This is a genomic window from Siccirubricoccus sp. G192 (genome assembly GCF_019084075.1).
Classification (GTDB): domain Bacteria; phylum Pseudomonadota; class Alphaproteobacteria; order Acetobacterales; family Acetobacteraceae; genus G192.
Window position 1 is genome coordinate 1,559,054 of the sequence record NZ_JAHREN010000001.1, and the last position, 16,895, is coordinate 1,575,948.

Here is a 16,895-nt window from a genome sequence, read left to right on the forward strand (position 1 = left end):
ATCCGGCGCCGGTTTGGCTCCGCTCCTCAGCTGGCCGGCGACGGGTTGAGGTCCTGGGCCAGTTCCGGCAGGCCGCCCATCGAGAGCAGATGCGCATGGATCGCCTCCAGCCAGCCGCGGTCGCGCAGCATGACCAGCCGCTCGGCCGGCAGCGCCGCCAGGGCCGGGCGGTCCACGGCGAAGAACCCGTCCACCCGCAGCGGCTTGCCCTGGTGCTCGAACTGCACCACCGAGGCTTTCAGCAGGCCAAGCTCCGCCAGCCCCTCGGCCATGGCGCGGGTCTTGAACATCGCCTCCTCCATGCCGCGGGCGAAGGCCATGGCGCGCTCCAGCGCGGGCGCCGGCTTACCCTCCGGCGTGAAGAGCGGCTCGCCCGCCGATTTGCCGAGCTGCGGCGCCCCGGGGTCGATGCAGAGCGCCAGCTCGTCCGAGCCGGGCGCCACGCGCAGCAGGAAGAAGGGGTGGCGGCGCAGATAGGCCGGGATATAGGCGCGCGGCCGCCAAGCGCCGGCGGCATCCACATAGAGGTTCTGGCCAGGCGTGAGCCCGCAGAGCGCCACCGGCAGATGCGGTGCCTGGGCCCCGAAGACGATGGGGAGCGAACGCGCGGCGGCCAGGAATTCCTCGGCCGCCAGCGGCACCGCGGTGGTCGTGGCGGCGAAGCCGAAGCCGGCATCGCGCAGCCGCAATGCGGCGTGCCGCTCCTTGGCGATCGCCTCCAGTGCCCCGTAGAGCGGCGGCAGGCCGGACGTGGCGGCGGCATGGCCATTGGCGGCGATGGGGGGGGGCTTTGGCGGTTCCGGGCATGGCGGGCGGCTCCCTCGAACATCGGCTGTTGTTGTGGCGAGCCGTCAACTCTTCCGCAAGGACCGGATGGTATTCTGAAACGATTGCGTGCAGAAATCATCGCAAAGCTGTTGCAGCCTCGGGCCGACCGGACCGATGATGCGGCGTCGATGAGGATGGCACCGGGGATGTGCCAGGAGGCGAGTTATGGACGAAACCACGCGCGACCCACGCCTGGGGCGGCGCCTTCTGGTGGTGCGGCTGGCGGCCGGCCTCGGCGCGACCGCGGCCGCTGGTGAGGCCGGCGCCGCCGGCCGGGCCACCGCCACGCCGGCAGGGCAGGGCGGCGCCACCCCGGTCCGCACCGACAACGACCCGAGCGACGCCGCCGGCTATGGCCGCGGCGGCTATGGCGGCACCGGCCGCACCGACAACGACCCGCGCGATTCCGCCGGCTATGGCCGCGGCGGCTACGCGCCCCAGCGCCGCGCCGTTACCGACAACGACCCGAGCGACGGCGCCGGCCGGGGCCGCGGCTATGCGCCGCCGCGCCGCGCCGTCACCGACAACGACCCGAGCGATGGCGCGGGCCGGGGGCGCGGCTGGCGCTGAGCCGCGACGCGCCCTTGCCGCCCACCCTGCCCCCTACCTTGGCGGAGACGGCCCTGGCCCTCGGTTTCGGCGGGCTGGGGCTGGAGGCGGTGCTGGCGCTGCGGGAGGCAGCGCAGTGGCGGCATTTCCCCGGCACCGATCCCGGCCGTTTCGCGGCGCTGCTGGCGGTGCCCGATCTCGATGCCTTCCTGGCCACCGATGCCGCCCGCGCGCCCCGTGTCAGCATGGCCGACGGCGGCCGCGAGGGCAGCGCCGGCCTGCCGGACGAGGAATTCTGCCTGCCCGATGGCCGGGTCGATCCGCTGCGGCTGATGGCCCGCTTCGATGCCGGGGCCACGCTGGTGGTCTCGCAATCCCAGGACATCCATCCGCCGCTGGCGCGCTTCTGCCGCGGGCTGGAGCGGGTCTTCCTGCATGGCGTGCAGGCCAATGCCTATCTGACGCCGCCCGGTGCCCAGGGCTTCCGCCTGCACTACGACACGCATGACGTGCTGGTGCTGCAACTGCTCGGCCAAAAGGCTTGGCGGGTCTGGCCGGAGCAGCCGGTGCCCGCCGCCACCCGCCGCACCCCCTGGCTGCGCGAGATCGCGGTGCCGGGGGGAGCCGGCGGCGCTGACGCTCCGCCCCGGCGATGCGCTCTATCTGCCGCGCGGCGTGCCGCATGAGGCCAAGGGCCAGGCGGAGGGCGCCTCGCTGCACCTCACCATCGGTTTCCTGGAACCCTGCTGGGCGGAGGCGCTGCGCCTGGCGCTGGAGCGGATGGAGGCCGAGGATCCCGGCCTCCGCGCCGCCTTCCCGACCTGGCGCCTGGCCGAGCCGGAGGCGGCGCCTGCCCTGCTGGCGGCCATGGGCGAGCGCCTTGCCGCCCTGGCGGCGCCGCTGGTGCTGGAACGCCTCTCGCTCGCCCTGCTGGATGGGCTGGCCGGCAGCCGCGCGCCGCTGCCCGGCCGCGGGTTGCTGAGCCCGGTGCCGGGGCCGCAGGACCGGCTGCGGCTCTCGGACGCCATGCTGCACCATGTCGCGGCGCTGCCGGATGGCAGCGCGGAATTGCGCTGGGCCGGCGGCAGCCTGCCGCTTGGCCCGCGGGAACTCGGCTGGCTGGAAGGGCTGGAGGAGGGCGCCACCGCCGCCGCACTTGGCGAGGGCGCGCTGGAATTCTGCCGCCGCCTGGCTACGGCCGGGCTGCTGGTGGAGGCGCCGGCCGGCTGACCCGGCCGGTGTTCAGCGCCGGCCCCCTGCCAGCCGCATCGCCTCCGGCCGGGCCCTGAGCCGTGCCATCGCCAGGCAGCCGCCGAAGGGGCCGATGGCCAGCGCCGCGAAGGCCAGCGGCCAGCCCCAGGCGGCGGCCAGCACCGGGGTCAGGTGGATGGTGGCCAGGGTCAGCAGGAAGCCGCAGCAGGTCTGCATCGTCAGCATCGTGCCGATCCGGCCGGGCGGCGAAAGCTCGGCGATGCCGGCCGAGAATTGCGCGGAATCGGCAGTCACCACCAGGCCCCAGGCCAGGCAGATCCCGGCCACCAGCCCGGGCGGGCCGCCGAAGGCCAGGCCGGCCAGCAGGGCGCAGGCGCCACTCGAGGCCATCGAGGCGATGGTCAGCCAGGTCCGCCCCAGCCGGTCCGCCAGCAGCCCGCCGGCGATGCAGCCGACCAGGCCGCCGAGCCCGATCGCCAGGAAGGCGGTGAGTCTTGCCGGCACCGCCGCATCCCAGGCGCCGAAGCCGCCCGCGGCGCGGAAGCTCGCCTCCAGATAGACGCCGAGCCAGGCCCACATGGCATAGAGCTCCCACATATGGCCGAGATAGCCGAGCAGGGCGAGGCGCAGCGCCGGCTCGCGGAACACCGCCAGCATCGCCCGCGGGTCGAAGCGCGGCGCCGGGCGCAGCCCGGGCCCCGGCCGCGCCAGGGGAATCGCGGCGGCGGCGAGCACGGCGCTGGCCGAGGCGGCGGCAATCGTCGCCCGCCAGTCCAGCCCGCCCCAGAGCGCATGGAACAGATGCGGCGCCGCGGAGCCGAGGCTGAGCGCGCCCACCAGGATGCCGATCAGCAACCCGAGATCGCGCTCCGCCCAGGTGCCGATCAGCTTCATGCCGACGGGATAGACGCCAGCGAGGCAGGCGCCTGTGGCGAAGCGCAGCGCCGCCGGCCACAGCGACTCCATGGGCACCCAGAGCAGGCCGAGATTGGCCGCCGCCCCGGCCAGCGCGGCGGTGGCGAACAGATGGCGTGGGTCGATGCGGTCGGCCAGGCCGAGCACCGCGCTGGCGAGCGAGCCGGCGACGAAGCCCGCCTGCACCGCGCTGGTGAGCAGCGCGGCGCGGCTGGGCGGCAGCGCATATTCGGCGGCAATGGCGCCCACCACCGCCGAGGCGGAGAACCAGAGCGCCAGCGCCGCGACCTGGCAGAGGGCGATGATGGCCACGGCAGGCCACTTCGCCACCCGGTCCATGCCGTCCTCTGGGCCGCCATTCGGCCTTCGCATCGCGCCTGCCCCGGGTTTGGTCGCCTGGGGTGACGATGCCCTGGCGGCCATCCGGCGGGCAATCCCGCCGCCACCCTGGTCAAGACGGGGGCCCGCCAGGACATGGCGCCCTGGCCCCTGAAGGCCAGCGGGGCCATCCGCCCGGGGCCTGGGGCGCTCAGCCTTCGGCCGATGCCCCGGCTCTCCGGCCCCCTGTCATTCCAGCCGCGAACCGCCGGCCATAGGCCAGGACCCCTGCGGCCAGCGTCAGGCCGCCGCTTCCGCCCCATCCGCGAAGAGTGCGGCGAAGGCCGCCTGCTGCCGCTTGAGCTCCTGCGCGAGCGGCAGGTGCACCGGCCGGCGACCGTGCTTCGGCTCCATCTCCAGCAAGCCGTTCGGGCAGTAGCGATCGTCGTCCCAACCGGGATGGCTCAGCACGGGATAGAGGCAGATGCCCTCCACCGGCACGCCGGCGACGACCGCCTCCCGCACCTCCTCGGCCACGTAGCGGAGCCAGGGCGCCCGGCGGTTGCCCTCGATGCTGGTTTCGGCGACGAAGATCGGCCGCCGGAAATGCGCATGCACCTTGGCCAGAAGGTCGCGCAGCGGCACCCAGCGCTCGTCGAAGATCGAGAGCGGCGCCGCATCCCGGCCCTCATGCAGCCACCACTGGTTGTTCCAGTAGAAATTCACGCCGATGGCATCCAGCACATCCTCGCTGCCGCCCAGCTCCGGCGCCTGGCGGCCGAGCAGCATGTCCCAGGCCTCCCACATGCCGGCATTGCGGCGCAGCACGGGCTCGATATCGGCATCCACATTGGGGCGGGCGATGGTGTTGATGAGCGGCTCCACCGCGAAGACGCGGGTGCCCGGCACCGCCTCGCGCATGGCCCTTGTGGCGGCGATGGTCGCGGCCACCGCCTGGCGCTTCACCTCGGGGCCGCGGCCCTGGGTGCAGGGGTTGAAATGCCCGGTCTCGCCCCCGGCCCAGGCCAGGAAGGAGATCTCGTTCAATGGGCAGAGGGTCGGCGCCTCGCCGGTCTCGGCCTTGCAGAGCCGGGCGAAGGCGGCGGCGTATTCGGCGAAGCGCGGCACGAAATCGATGGAGAAGATGTCCAGCCAGTCCGGCCAGCCGTAATGGCAGAGATCCCAGACCACCTGCGTGCCGGTGCGCTTGGCGGCGCGCAGCATGGGCAGCACCGGCGACCAGTCGTAGTGGCCGGGCCCCGCGGCCTGCACCAGGTTCCAGCGCACGCCGTCGCGGACCGCGCGGATGCCGTGCTCGGCCAATTGCCGGTAGTCCTCCTCGGCCAGCAGGTCGTGACGCGTGGCGGCGATGAGGTCGAGGCGCCGGCCATCATGGCGGCGATGGGTCGAGCATTCGAAGCCGCCCAGGAAGAAGCTGCGGAACAGGCTGGGTCGAAAGGTCACGCTGCAATCCATCTGCTGTTGCAAATGCGGGAGGTGATCCCCCCGGGAGCGGGGCGTTCCTGCCGCCTCAGGGTGGCTGGCCTGGCAGGACAGGGCGGGTGGCGGGGCGGCCCCCAGGGCGATCATCTCCACGGCATCATACGCATCGGGCGATTGCCGATTCCTTGCTGGCTGATGGCTTGGCCGCCGTGCGCTCCGGCGACGGGCCGGACGGGATGCCATGCGGCCCCGAGGCGGGGGGCCGCAATCCCCCCTCAATGCCCGGGCGCCGCCGCCGTTCCCGGTTGGTACCAGGGCGAAAGAGTGCGGGTCCGAGTCAATCCAGCTTGATGCCCGCTTCCCGCACCAGCTTTCCCCATTTGGTGATCTCGGAATCGAGGAAGGTGGCGAATTCCGCCGGGCTGTTCGGCCTGGCCTCCACGTTCAGCCCGGCCAGCCGCTCCGCCACGGCGGGGTCGCGAATCACCTCGTTCAGGCCACGGCTCAGCTTCTCCAGGATGGCATCGGGCACGCCGGCCGGGGTGAAGACGCCGTTCCATTCATAGGCCTCGAAGCCCGGCAGGGTCTCGGCCACCGAAGGCAGGTCCGGGAAGGCGGCGATGCGGCCGGTGCCGGTATGGGCGATGGGCTTCACCCGGCCGGCCCGCGCATGGCCGGTGGAGGAGGAAGCGTTGCTGAAGAAGAATTTGACCTGTCCGCCGATCAGGTCGGTCAGCGCCGGCGCGCCGCCGCGATAGGGGATGTGGTTCAGCTTGATGCCCGCCTGCCGCGCGAACATCTCCAGGCACATATGCTGGACCGTGCCATTGCCGGAGGAGGCGAAATCCAGCCCGTCCGGCGCCGCCTTTGCCAGCGCGATGACATCCCGCACGGTAGTCGCCGGTACCGAGGGGTGGACCAGCAGCAGGTTCGGCACCCGCGCCGCCAGGAAGACCGGGCGGAAGGCCTGCCGCGTGTCATAGGGCAGCCGCTCGAAGAGCGCCGGGTTCACGGAGAGCGCGGTGGCGTCGTGCAGCAGGGTATAGCCATCCGGCGGCGCCTGCGCCGCCACCGCGGCGCCGATGGTGCCGGCGCCGCCGCCCCGGTTCTCGATGATGAAATTGCCGCCGAGGATCTCGCCCAGCTTCGCGAAGAGGATGCGCCCGACCGTGTCCGCTCCGCCGCCGGCGGCATAGGGGATGATGACGCGCACCGGGCGCTCCGGCCAGGCGGTGCCCTGCGCATTGCCTTGGGCGGCAACCTGGCGCCGCGGCAACGCGACAAGGCTGGCGGCGCCGAGCAGGCTCCGCCGCAACACTGTGCCCTTCGACATCGATCTTTCCTCCGGGAAGCCTCGCCACCGTCTAGCACCACCCGGGCATTTTGGTATCGGGGGTCGGCTGGAAGCGTCTGCGGCGGTGGGGACACCGGACTGGCACGGTGAGCTGAGCGAATAGCCGCCCGATGACGGCTTGCCGGGCGGCGGGCAGGCTCGGTGATGGTGGCGGACCTGGAACCCGGTGCGGCATTTTTCGCCGCCGCCGTCCGGCGTTGCGCGGCGAGGCGGAGGTGCTGCAGCCGGGGACGACCAAGCTCGCAATGCCACCTGAGGCGCTCGGCAGGGTGTTCGGCCGTGGGCAGTTCGCAGCAGCGCAGGCCTTCTTCCGGCCCGTGGTCGGCCTTGTCGGGGCGAAACCGCCCGGCGTCAGCCTGCCCTGCATGGCCCTATTGGCAGATGGCGTGGATCACCGCCACGATGACGCCCTGGCTCCAGCCGTGCCGGCCGCTCTCCCGCCGCGGGGCGCAACTGCCAGCAGGGTGACGTCATGCGCTTCATCGTCCTCGTCCTTGACGGACTTCGGCCCGACCTCGTTTCCCCGATCACCATGCCCGCCCTGGCGCGGCTGGTCGCCGAGGGAGCGCGCTTCCCGCGCGCGCGCAGCGTCTTCCCCAGCGAAACGCGGGTGGCGACCTCCTCCCTCATCACCGGCTGCCGACCCGCGGCGCATGGCCTGGTGGCGAATACGTTGTTCGATGCGGTGGCGGCGCCGGATCGGCTGCTGCGCACCAGCGATCCGGCCGATCTTGCGCTATTGACCCGTGGCGCGCTCTCCCCCTTGGCCCGGCCGACGCTGGGCGAGGGTCTGGCAGCGGCGGGGCGCAGCCTGGCCGTTGTGTCGGGCGGCACGCCGGGCTCCGCCTATCTGTTGCACCCCCTGGCGGAGACGCTCGGCGCCTTCCGCTGGAATGTGGCGGATATCTCAGGCGAGGCAGCGGCGCGGGTGCGGGACCGGTTGGGCTCCACCCCGCCCCATGCGGTGCCGAACCTGGCGAGGATGGAGTTCATCGGTCGCGTGCTGACCGAGGTGGTCCTGCCGGAACTGCGGCCCGATGTGGCGCTGCTCTGGTGCCCGGAGCCCGACCTCTCCTGCCACTACCGCGGCATCGGCAGCACCGAAACGCTGGGCCAGGCATTGCACGCGGCGGATGCGCTGGTGGCGAGCGTGGCGGCCTGGCGCGATGTGCAGCCGGATGCGGCGGAGATCGGGCTGGTGCTCCTCTCCGACCATGGGATGGTCACCGGCCCAGCCCGGATCTCCGTCGCGGAAGAACTGCGGCGTGCGGGCTTCGGCGCCGGCACCGGCTTCACTGGCAATACGCAGGTGGTGGTGGCGCCGGCCGCCGCGCCGGGGATCTGGCTGTGCGACGGGAGCTTGGCGGGACCAGTCGCCGCATTCCTGGCCAGCAGGGCCTGGGCTGGCCCAATATTCGCGCGTGATCCCGCGGCACTGGGGCTGGCAGAGGCACTCCCCCTGGCGATGCTGGATGCAGCCCATCCCCGCGCACCCGACCTGACCCTGACCTTCGCGGGAGAGGAGGGGCCCGACGCTTTCGGGTTGCCCGGCACCGCCCCCTTCGATGCCGGTGACGTGCCGGAGGGCGGCGGCATGCATGGCGGGCTGCACCGGCGGGAGCTGGCGACGCTGCTGGCGATGCATGGCGGCCCTTTCCGCCGCGAGGCGATCGTGCAGGGCGCGGCGGATCTCTCCGATATCGCGCCCACGCTGCTGCATCTCCTGGGCCTGGAGACGGTCGGGATGGAGGGGCGCGTGCTGACCGCTGCCTGGGACGCGAGCAAGGATGCGCCCCCTGAGGAAGAAACCCTGCTCCTGCCGCGCGGCTTCGTGCTGGAGCGGATGCGGCAGGACGGGCGGCTCTACCCTACAGCGCTTCGTCGCGCAGCCTGAGCGCGGGTGCCGGCGAGCATGCCCCCATCGGGCAGTCCGGAGAGGGCCACGCCCCCGGCCAAGTCCGGGCTGTCCGCTGTCGCGTGGTCTCCACCCATGGAAGCCTCCTTCATGTTTGCGGTGCCGCCGGTGGCGGTCCGCAACAGCTTCGATGCGTCGCGTCCGGGGATGTCCCCAGGGCAGGGCCGCCGCCCAGGCCATGGCCGGCCAGCCGGCCCGGCGGACTTGCTTCGGGGCGCGGCGGAACATTCTCAGGACCTGCGGCATCCGAATGTCCGGCTACGACACGACCAGGAGGACATGGCATGGATGCTCTCGCGACAGGGATCGGCGGCGCCCTCGATCATGAGCGGGCGGCCGGGGCGATCCACCGGCCCTCCCGCGCCGAGGCCGAGGCGGCAGTGCGTACGCTGATCCGCTGGGCCGGCGACGACCCCGGCCGCGAGGGGCTGATGGACACGCCGAACCGCGTCCTGCGCGCCTATGCGGAGTGGTTCGGCGGCTATGCCGAGGATCCGGTCGCGCTGCTGGAGCGGACCTTCGGGGAGAGCGGCGGCTATGACGGGATCGTGCTGCTGCGCGATATCCGCTTCGTGTCCCACTGCGAGCACCACATGGCGCCCGTCCTCGGCCGGGCGCATGTCGCCTACCTGCCCGGCGCCCGGGTCGTGGGCATCTCCAAGCTGACCCGCATCGTCGAGCTCTACGCCCGGCGGTTGCAGATCCAGGAGCGCATGACGGCGCAGATCGCCGACGCGATCGAAGCCGTGCTGCAGCCGCGGGGCGTCGCCGTCGTCGTCGAGGCCACCCATGGCTGCATGGCCACCCGCGGTGTCCACAAGCCTGGTGCGGCGATGGTCACCAGCCGCATGCTCGGCGCCTTCCGGGACCACCCCGGGACACGGGCGGAGTTCCTGTCCGCCATCGGCCTCGGACGGCAGGATGGCGCGGCCGGGAACCTTTTCGGCTGACCGGCATCGAATGCTGAGATGGGCGAGGAAGCGGCGCATGCGAGGACACCAGCTCCCCAGGACCGCGGACGAAGCCGCCGCTGCCGAGCTCGGGGACGGCGAGCTGGTTGCCCTCGCCCGCCGGGGCGAGGCGGCGGCCTTCTGCGAGATCATGCGGCGCAACAACCGCCACCTGTTCCGGGCCGCGCGGGGCGTCCTGCGGGACGACACCGAGGCCGAGGACGTGGTGCAGGAGGCTTATGTGCGTGCCTTCCGGGGCCTGGCCGGCTTCCGGGGCGAGGCCAGCCTCTCGACCTGGCTCACGCGCATCGCGCTCAACGAGGCGCTCGGCCGCCTGCGGCGCCGGCGGAACACGGTCGGCCTGGAGGCGATCGAGGTTGCGCAGGAAGGCGGAGGAGCCTGCATCCTCATGTTTCCCACCGCACAGGCAGGAGGCGATCCCGAGGGCGCGGCCGCGCGGCGCGAGGTCCGCCGGCTGCTGGAGGGGGCGATCGACGAATTGCCCGAGGCCTTCCGGCTCGTGCTCGTGGCCCGGGACGTCGATGGGATGAGCGTCGAGGAGACAGCCCGGATCCTCGGCATCCGGCCGGAGACGGTCAGGACGCGGCTGCACCGCGCCCGGCGGTTGCTCCGCGCGGCGCTCGACCAGCGGCTCGGCGATACTCTGCGCGAGGCCTTCCCCTTCGACGGTGCCCGCTGCGCACGCATGACCGAGGTGGTCCTGGCGCGGCTCGGCCTCGCCACCCCGCCGCCGGGGTAGCGGCGCCCAACGCCATCGGGGGCCGGCCATGCTCGTGTGGGCTGCCGCGCCTGGCGGGCTATGCGCCTTCCCGGCCTCCCGGAATGGGCGCAAAGATGCCGCAGGCCGTCGCTCACCGAATGGCGCCGGATCGGCAGGGGCGTCCGGAGGAGACCATGCAGACTGGCGCGACCGTGCCGAAAGCCGCCACTGAGGCGACGGTCCTGACGGCCGGCCTGGGGGTCCTCAAACGCTGGGCCTTGCCCGTCACGATCCCGGCCCTGGTCGGCCTTGCCGCCCTGCCTGCCGCCGCAGAGGAGCGGCCGCCCTTCCCGCCGACCCGCGATGTGGCCGTCACCTACCGCGTGGAAGGCGGTACCGACCAACCGGCCAGCGCGCGCCTCGCCTGGTCGGCCGCACTGCGGATGCTGCGGGCCGATGCCCCTGCGGGGGCGCCCGCCTCCCTGGGCGGGGTGCCCCTGCCGCCCGGGGCCTGGGCCGTCATGGACCTGCGGGCCGGCCGCGCCTTTGCCGTGGAGAGCCGCACCGGCCTGGTGCTCGACCTGCCCCAACTCGCCGCGAAGGCCCGGGAGGGCGAGCGCGCGCTGGCCGGCACCCGTGCCCGCCGCCTGGGGGTGGACCGCATCGCCGGTCTCGCCTGCACCGTCTGGCGTCTGGAGCCCCCGCCGGGGTCGCCGGCCGGGCGGCGCCCGGCGCGCCTCTGTCTGACGGCCGACGGGGTGCCGCTGCGCGCCCAGGAGGAGGGCCGGACGGCCCGCGCCGAGGCCACCGCCGTCGCGTATGGGGCCCAGGATCCGGCCCTCTTCCGCCGACCGGAGGGAGGCTTGGCCGGGAGTGCAAGCGAGACCCTGGGGCGGGCGCTCGGCAGTGGCCAGGGCCGCGGCGCGCTGGAGGCGCTGCGGGGATTGCTCGGGCCGCGGCCCTGAGCGGCCGGTCGGTGCCGTCCCGGCTGCGATGACCGGTCTGCGAAAGCGGCTTCCTTCAGTCGCTGGAGCCTGGTGCCCGCGCCGCCTCCACCAGTGCCTGGATCGCCCAGCGCTTCACCTCCCGCGCCTCCGCATCATCCAGTTGCAGGACGTCCTTGCATACCACCATCGCCTCCGTGCCGATGATGAGGGCCAGCGCCTTGCCCAGGGTGTCCAGAGCCGCGGGGTCGAATTGGCTCCGGGCGGGTTCGAGTGCCGCCTCGATCAATGGCGTGCGGCGGTTCTGCCGCGCCGGGAACTCGCCCTCCGCCTCGCCCCGGAAGCCCCGCTGCAGGGAATGGACCAGCATCAGCCGAAGCTGGGCTTCATTGGCAAGGATCATGTCGTGCAGCGCCGTATCCACGCGCTCCAGGCGCGCCACGGGATCCTCCGGCGATCCGCCGCGAAACAGCGCCTCGGCTTCCGGGATGGCGACATCGAGCGATGCCTCCAGGAGCAGCGCCTCCACGCTCGGGAAATACCGGTAGGCGGTCGCCCGCGACACCAGCGCTTCCTCGGCGATCTCCTCGAGGCTGGGGCGGCGGCCCTGCCGCATCAGGCGCGAGGCGGCCCGGAGCAGGTCCTTCCGGGTGCGCCGCCTCTGGTTCGCGCGCCCCGTCCTGTCGGCCTCCGCCACATCAGCCCTGCGGCAGTTGCCGGATGATCGAGGCGAGATCGACCCAGACGTTTTCCCGCTGGATATCGCCATCCCCGGTGAATTCGATGACATGCAGCAGGCGGAACTCCAGTGGGCGGCCTTTGCCCTCCAGGCCGAAGGGCCGGCCCGGCGCCTTCCCCTGCCAGAGCGATTCATCGACCAGGAAATCCTCGCCATAGAGCCGCCGCAGGCATTCGACCTTGCCGTCCGAGAGGTCGGCAAAGAGGGTCTCGTAGAAGGGGCGCGCGCCGGCGCGGCCCCGGGCCGGCCCGGACGGCCAGCCGACGATGTCGTGCTCGGCATCGGGCGCGAGCGTCGCCAGGACGCCCTCCACATCGTCTCGGGCTTCGAAGCCGAAATGCTGGTCGAGCTTCCGGTCCATCTCCTGCCGGGTCAGCGCCATGACCGATCCTCCTGTCGGGAAACGAATGCCGAAGATACTAACGAGACAAATATCTCAATGCAATATTGAAGTCTCCATATGCCGCGCCTTGCCTCGCTTTCGCCGGGCCGACGCAATGTACCGCCTCAGCCGGGCACGGCCTCAGTGCCCAAATTCAGCCGGCCGCCGGGGCCCGCGCTGCACCCCTGGCGGCGAGCAGCGCCGCCACCAGCAGCGCGCCCGCTGCCAGCAGCGAGGGTGCCGCGAAGCCGCCGGTGCGGTCGAGCAGCAGGCCGCCCACCACCGGCCCGACGATCTGCCCCAGGCCGAAGCCCGCCGTCGTCAGCGCGAAGGCACGCCGCTGGTCCTTGGGAGCCAAGGCGCGGGCGGCGGCGAAGCCCAATGCGATGATGCCCATGAAGGTGCCACCCAGCAGCACCGCCGCCAGCAGCGCCCCGCCGGCGCCGTGAGCAGCGCCAGCTCCTCCTCGAAGACCGGACCGGGCGCGCACGGCACGTCGAGGTGGCGCAGGAGGCTGTCCATCCTGACGCGGGGTGAACTCCGCCGGATCGTCCTCGGCTTTATTGGCTGACGTCAACCGCGGCCGTCCTGTGATAGCTGCTGCGCGAGCCGCAGATGCTCCTCCAGCGCGGGCAGGGTGGCGCCGGCCCATTGCTTGAGCTGCGCATCGTCGCCTGACGCCGCATAGTTGCGGAACAGATCCACCGCCTGCCGATGCGCCTGCACCTGCTGCCGGATGTAGAGCTGGTCGAAGGCCGTGCCTTGGGCGCCCTCAAGCTGGTGCAGCAGCGCCTGGTGTTGCTGGTCGAGGCCGGAGGGTTGGTTCTGCGCATTGGTCCTGCTGCTGGCGGTCTCGGCGGCGCTGCTGTCGGTGGGGCGGGGGCCGCTGCCGCGCGGGGCGGCGGTGGCGGCAGCATCACCCGGCAGCAGCCGCTGCAGCTCCTGCGTGGTCTTCTCATGATCGCGGATCATGTGCTGGGCGAATTGCTTCACCTGCGCATTCTGCGACCGCTGCTCCGCCAGGCGGCTCGAGGCGATCTCGAACTGGTCGCTCATTGAGGCCATGCGGATGAACTCCTGCCTCGTCGTCACCTCGGCCCGGTTGCCAGTGGCGCTCGGGGTGGTGTTGGAGGTGCCGGTCTGTCCCTGGGCAGCCTGGGCGCGCTGCTGCTCGGTCTGCGCCAGGGCGGGGGTCGCCGCCAGCAGGGCCGTCGCGGCAAGAAGGGCGAAGCGGGTCATGCGTTTGCCTCCGGTCAGCGGGGCCGTCGGGGCGGCCAGTGAGGAGGCAGAACGAAGGGCGGACCCGACGGTTTGTCACGCCGCTGGACCAAGCTGCCTGATCGGCTTCCGCGGCCGGATCGTGTTTTCCTCCTTCCAGCGCGGCGCCCGCCTGAGCACCGGGTGCGAGCCGGCCGGGGGCAATGCCGTGCCGGTGCCCGGGCAGTCAGGCGAAGGAGAACCAGAACGCGACGGCGGCCAGCGCGACGGCCAGCAGCAGGCCGCCGAGCAGGCGCAGGCCGTGCCGGTCCTCCGCCCGGTCTGAGGGGTGCTGCGGGGCGGGGCGCCCGGCGCGCTCGGTCCGCCGCGCCATCGCGACCAGGTCGGGCGAGGGCGGCGTGCCGGCCGCCTCGGCATCGGTGCCGAGCGGCGAGGCGGCCGGGTCCAGCATCGGCACCTTGTCGCCGGTGGCCCCGCTGTCGATGTCCTGCTTCAGTTGCGCGACATTGGGGTTGGAAACCTCGGCCGGAGGAGCCGCGGGCCGTGGCTCGATCTCGGTAGGATCGCCGTGTCGGGGCATGTCGTCGTGTCTGGCCATGAGCAGGCCTCCGGAGCCTGTTGCCGCGCGCCGTCTCGCGTCCTCCCGCTGCGGGCGGCTCGCAGGGCGACGTCACGCCACACTGCGAGCCGCCCGCACGACCGCCGAGGCCCGCCTCAGCCGCGGCGGCGGGCCGGCGCCTTCTTGCGGGGTGCGGCGGCGGGCCTGGCGGCGGGCTTGCGTGCGGTGCGGCGCTTGGGTGGCGGCGCTTCGGCTTCCTCCTCCGGCTCCTCGCCTTCGCTCAGCGCGGCGGGCAGGACGCTGTTTCGCGTGACCTCGGTCAGCCTCGCATCCTGGGCCTTCTCCTCGGCGAGCGTCTCGGCCAGCAGTTCGGCGACCTCGTTCTCCTCCAGGGCCTTGGCCAGTTCGGCCATGGTCCCATAGGCCGCGATCTCGTAGTGCTCGATGCGCTGGAGCGAGGCGATGATGACCAGGTCGAGGACAGGGCCCTTGTCGTGCTCCTCCTGCTCCTGCTGCGCTTCCTGCACCAGTCCGCGCATGGCCTCGCAGACCTTGCGGCCCGGCTTGGAGCCCAATGTCTCGAGTGCCTGCTCGACCCGCTCACGCTGGATTTCGCTCTGCGCCATATGGGCCTCGATGCCCTCGCGCAACTGCGGATCGGAGGCTTTCCGCAAGGTCCGCTTCATCCCCTGGATCGCCTGCTTCTCGGCGCTGGCAGCGTCCTTCAGTTGATCGAGAAGCATTCCGTAAATCTCGTCCATGCAGTCCATCCTCATCCCGGGAGAGAAAGTCCCGCCCGATCGCCAGGAAACGACCGGCCGTCGGGGGGGAGTTGCCGGACCCCGCCGCAATCAGGGCATCGCCGTGCCGGGCGGGTCCGGAATGCGGCCGGCCAGGGGCGGGCGCAGGCGCAGGCTGCGGACCGCGTAAGGCACGATGAGCGGCGGCGGGTCACCACAGGCCTCGGCCAGCCGCAGATAGGCGTCGTCCGGCGGCGCCTCGATCGTCACCACCGGCGCCTCCGCAGCGATATGGCCCGGCCCGCCCGCCTCCTCCACCACGGTATGCCGGTCCAGCACCGCCATGCAGCGGCCGAGCATCGTCTGCTCCGCCTCGCCGTCACTGCCGCGCACCACCAGCAGGCAGCGCAGCTTCAGCCCGACATCCTCGGGCGGGTCGGCTTTCGAGGCGCTGCGCAGCGGCGCGGTGTCGCCTGCCGGCTCTCCGCCTCGGCGCCATAGCGCCACAGGCGATCCAGCTCATCGAAGGACACGAGGCGGATGGCATCGGCGTAGTCGAGCCGGAGGCAATCCAGCCGTGCCTCGCCGGTATCCACCGCCTCCACGCCACGCAGCGCGCCGAGGCCGTGGTCGAGATGGATGACGGCGTCGCCGGGCTGCAAACCGGCGCTCGCCTCCAGCAGCGCCGCGGCGCTGTCGCGGGCACCTGCCTCGGCCGGAGCGGAGGCGCCGGGACGGATCGTGGCGAAGGGCACCACCACGGCGTCGTCACCTTCGAAGCCCTCCGGGCCGGGGGCGGCATCGAGCAGGGCGAAGCTGCCCGGCGGCGCCTGACGCAGCGCCGGCCAGCCATCCGCCCGCCGCGGCACGATGCCGAGCCGCCCGACCAGGCGCCGCGCCCCGCGTCCGGCCCCGCCGGCCCTATCCCAGCAGCCGCCCGATCACCCGGGCCGTATAATCCACCACCGGGATCACCCGCCCGTAATTGATCCGGGTCGGCCCGATCACGCCGATGGCGCCGACGATGCGGTCCTGGCCGTTGCGGAAGGGCGCCACCACCATGGAGAGGCCGGTGCTGTCGAATAATCCGCTCTCGGCGCCGATGAAGATCTGCACACCCTCGCCGCGCTGCGCCAGTTCCAGCAGGCGCAGCACAGTCTCCTGCGCCTCCAGCCTGTCGAACAGCGCCTGGATCTCGTGCACCCGCGCGGCCTGGTCCAGGTTCTGCAGCAGCTTGGCCTGGCCGCGCAGGATCAGCGAGGCGCCGCCGCCGCCCGCCCAGGTGGCGAGCCCCGCCTCGATCACCTGGCTGGTGAGCGCATCGAGGGCGGTGCGGTTGGCCAGGATTTCCTCCGAGACCCGGGCCCGCGCATCGTCCAGGCTGCGGCCGGCAAGGCGGGCATTGAGGTAGTTGCTGGCCTGCACCAGGGCGGAGGGCGGCAGGCCGGGCGGCACCTCGATGACACGGTTCTCCACCTGGCCATCCGCCGTCACCAGCACCACCAGCGCCCGGCCGGGGCCGAGGCCGACGAATTCGATGTGCCGGACCAGCCCCTCGCTCTTCGGCGCCACCACCAGCCCGGCGGCGCTGGCGAGGCCGGAGAGCATCTGCCCCGCCTCGGCCAGCGTATCCTGCATGGAACGGCCGGAGGCGGCGCAGCGGGCGGCGATGGCATCGCGCTCCTCCTCGCCGAGATCGCCGAATCCCAGCAGCCCGTCCACGAACATGCGGAGCCCCCGGTCGGTCGGCAGGCGGCCGGCGCTGGTATGCGGGGCATAGAGGAACCCCGCCTCCTCCAGATCCGCCATGACGTTGCGGATGGAGGCGGGGGGAGAGGCCGAGCGGCAGGCGGCGCGAGAGCGTGCGGGACCCCACCGGCTCCCCGGTCTGGACATAGACCTCCACCAATTCGCGCAGGATGGAGGCGCTGCGGCTGTCGAGCCCGGTGAGCGAGGCTCCGGCCAGGCCCGGCGGCAGCTTCGGCGGCTGCTGGGACATTCTGCGGACAACCCCCCTGAAAAAACTAATGAAAATCTAGGCAGGCACCTGCTGCCCGTCAAGCCGGCCGGGGCTGGACGCGCCGCCGCCCGGGCGTATGGTGCGCCGG

Annotated in this window: 19 protein-coding genes and 1 pseudogene; 7 read left to right on the forward strand and 13 right to left on the reverse strand. The window is 72.7% G+C overall.

Annotated elements, in window-relative coordinates; genetic code table 11:
- Positions 1–26: 26 nt before the first annotated feature.
- Complete coding sequence (locus KSF81_RS07390; protein WP_309139708.1) at positions 27–779, reverse strand: SapC family protein; 753 nt, start codon at positions 777–779, stop codon at positions 27–29.
- A gap of 214 nt (positions 780–993) precedes the next feature.
- Between KSF81_RS07390 and KSF81_RS07395 the strand changes: the two genes are divergently transcribed.
- From KSF81_RS07395 to KSF81_RS07405, 3 genes are read left to right on the forward strand one after another with little or no spacing between them, the layout of a single operon-like run.
- Positions 994–1,398 (forward strand): hypothetical protein, encoded by a 405-nt coding sequence (locus KSF81_RS07395; RefSeq protein ID WP_217378432.1) that lies wholly within the window; start codon positions 994–996, stop codon positions 1,396–1,398.
- 14 nt (positions 1,399–1,412) lie between these two features.
- Positions 1,413–2,063, forward strand: coding sequence for a cupin domain-containing protein (locus tag KSF81_RS07400; protein ID WP_217378433.1), 651 nt, complete (start codon positions 1,413–1,415; stop codon positions 2,061–2,063).
- Positions 2,053–2,607, forward strand: a complete 555-nt coding sequence (locus KSF81_RS07405; RefSeq protein WP_217378434.1) for a hypothetical protein — start codon at positions 2,053–2,055, stop codon at positions 2,605–2,607. The genes KSF81_RS07400 and KSF81_RS07405 overlap by 11 nt, the downstream gene beginning before the upstream one ends.
- A gap of 12 nt (positions 2,608–2,619) precedes the next feature.
- On the opposite strand, the gene KSF81_RS07410 is transcribed toward KSF81_RS07405, so the two are convergent.
- From KSF81_RS07410 to KSF81_RS07420, 3 genes are all read right to left on the reverse strand, one after another.
- Positions 2,620–3,816 (reverse strand): MFS transporter, encoded by a 1,197-nt coding sequence (locus KSF81_RS07410; RefSeq protein WP_309139497.1) that lies wholly within the window; start codon positions 3,814–3,816, stop codon positions 2,620–2,622.
- Between the two features lie 306 nt (positions 3,817–4,122).
- Complete coding sequence (locus tag KSF81_RS07415) at positions 4,123–5,286, reverse strand: beta-glucosidase (RefSeq protein ID WP_309139498.1); 1,164 nt, start codon at positions 5,284–5,286, stop codon at positions 4,123–4,125.
- A gap of 316 nt (positions 5,287–5,602) precedes the next feature.
- Positions 5,603–6,598, reverse strand: coding sequence for a tripartite tricarboxylate transporter substrate binding protein (locus KSF81_RS07420; protein ID WP_217378436.1), 996 nt, complete (start codon positions 6,596–6,598; stop codon positions 5,603–5,605).
- A gap of 493 nt (positions 6,599–7,091) precedes the next feature.
- Between KSF81_RS07420 and KSF81_RS07425 the strand changes: the two genes are divergently transcribed.
- The 4 genes from KSF81_RS07425 (at position 7,092) to KSF81_RS07440 (ending at position 11,170) form a co-directional block, all read left to right on the forward strand.
- A complete protein-coding gene (locus KSF81_RS07425; RefSeq protein WP_217378437.1) occupies positions 7,092–8,513 on the forward strand; it encodes an alkaline phosphatase family protein in 1,422 nt (473 codons plus the stop codon).
- A 305-nt stretch (positions 8,514–8,818) separates the two neighbouring features.
- Complete coding sequence (gene folE / locus KSF81_RS07430) at positions 8,819–9,484, forward strand: GTP cyclohydrolase I FolE (protein ID WP_217378438.1); 666 nt, start codon at positions 8,819–8,821, stop codon at positions 9,482–9,484.
- A 37-nt stretch (positions 9,485–9,521) separates the two neighbouring features.
- On the forward strand, positions 9,522–10,244 hold the full coding sequence (locus KSF81_RS07435; protein ID WP_217378439.1) for an RNA polymerase sigma factor: 723 nt from the start codon (positions 9,522–9,524) through the stop codon (positions 10,242–10,244).
- A 155-nt stretch (positions 10,245–10,399) separates the two neighbouring features.
- Positions 10,400–11,170, forward strand: a complete 771-nt coding sequence (locus KSF81_RS07440; protein WP_217378440.1) for a hypothetical protein — start codon at positions 10,400–10,402, stop codon at positions 11,168–11,170.
- Between the two features lie 55 nt (positions 11,171–11,225).
- On the opposite strand, the gene KSF81_RS07445 is transcribed toward KSF81_RS07440, so the two are convergent.
- The 9 genes and pseudogenes from KSF81_RS07445 to hrcA form a co-directional block, all read right to left on the reverse strand.
- Positions 11,226–11,846, reverse strand: coding sequence for a TetR/AcrR family transcriptional regulator (locus KSF81_RS07445; protein ID WP_217378441.1), 621 nt, complete (start codon positions 11,844–11,846; stop codon positions 11,226–11,228).
- A gap of 1 nt (position 11,847) precedes the next feature.
- Positions 11,848–12,270: an ester cyclase gene (locus tag KSF81_RS07450; RefSeq protein ID WP_217378442.1), complete on the reverse strand. Its 423-nt coding sequence runs from the start codon at positions 12,268–12,270 to the stop codon at positions 11,848–11,850.
- 154 nt (positions 12,271–12,424) lie between these two features.
- Positions 12,425–12,760 carry a YbfB/YjiJ family MFS transporter gene (locus KSF81_RS30910; protein ID WP_217378443.1) on the reverse strand — a complete coding sequence of 112 codons (336 nt, stop codon included), beginning with the start codon at positions 12,758–12,760 and terminating at the stop codon, positions 12,425–12,427.
- 83 nt (positions 12,761–12,843) lie between these two features.
- Positions 12,844–13,509 (reverse strand): DUF4142 domain-containing protein, encoded by a 666-nt coding sequence (locus tag KSF81_RS07460; protein WP_217378444.1) that lies wholly within the window; start codon positions 13,507–13,509, stop codon positions 12,844–12,846.
- Between the two features lie 205 nt (positions 13,510–13,714).
- Positions 13,715–14,086: a hypothetical protein gene (locus KSF81_RS07465; protein ID WP_217378445.1), complete on the reverse strand. Its 372-nt coding sequence runs from the start codon at positions 14,084–14,086 to the stop codon at positions 13,715–13,717.
- Between the two features lie 116 nt (positions 14,087–14,202).
- On the reverse strand, positions 14,203–14,817 hold the full coding sequence (locus tag KSF81_RS07470) for a ferritin-like domain-containing protein (protein WP_217378446.1): 615 nt from the start codon (positions 14,815–14,817) through the stop codon (positions 14,203–14,205).
- An 81-nt stretch (positions 14,818–14,898) separates the two neighbouring features.
- Complete coding sequence (locus tag KSF81_RS07475) at positions 14,899–15,294, reverse strand: Pvc16 family protein (RefSeq protein WP_217378447.1); 396 nt, start codon at positions 15,292–15,294, stop codon at positions 14,899–14,901.
- On the reverse strand, positions 15,201–15,656 hold the full coding sequence (locus KSF81_RS31310; RefSeq protein WP_217378448.1) for a CarD family transcriptional regulator: 456 nt from the start codon (positions 15,654–15,656) through the stop codon (positions 15,201–15,203). Before KSF81_RS31310 ends, KSF81_RS07475 begins: the two co-directional genes overlap by 94 nt.
- Before the next feature lie 52 nt (positions 15,657–15,708).
- A pseudogene (gene hrcA / locus KSF81_RS07485) lies at positions 15,709–16,786 on the reverse strand (heat-inducible transcriptional repressor HrcA).
- Positions 16,787–16,895 lie beyond the last annotated feature (109 nt).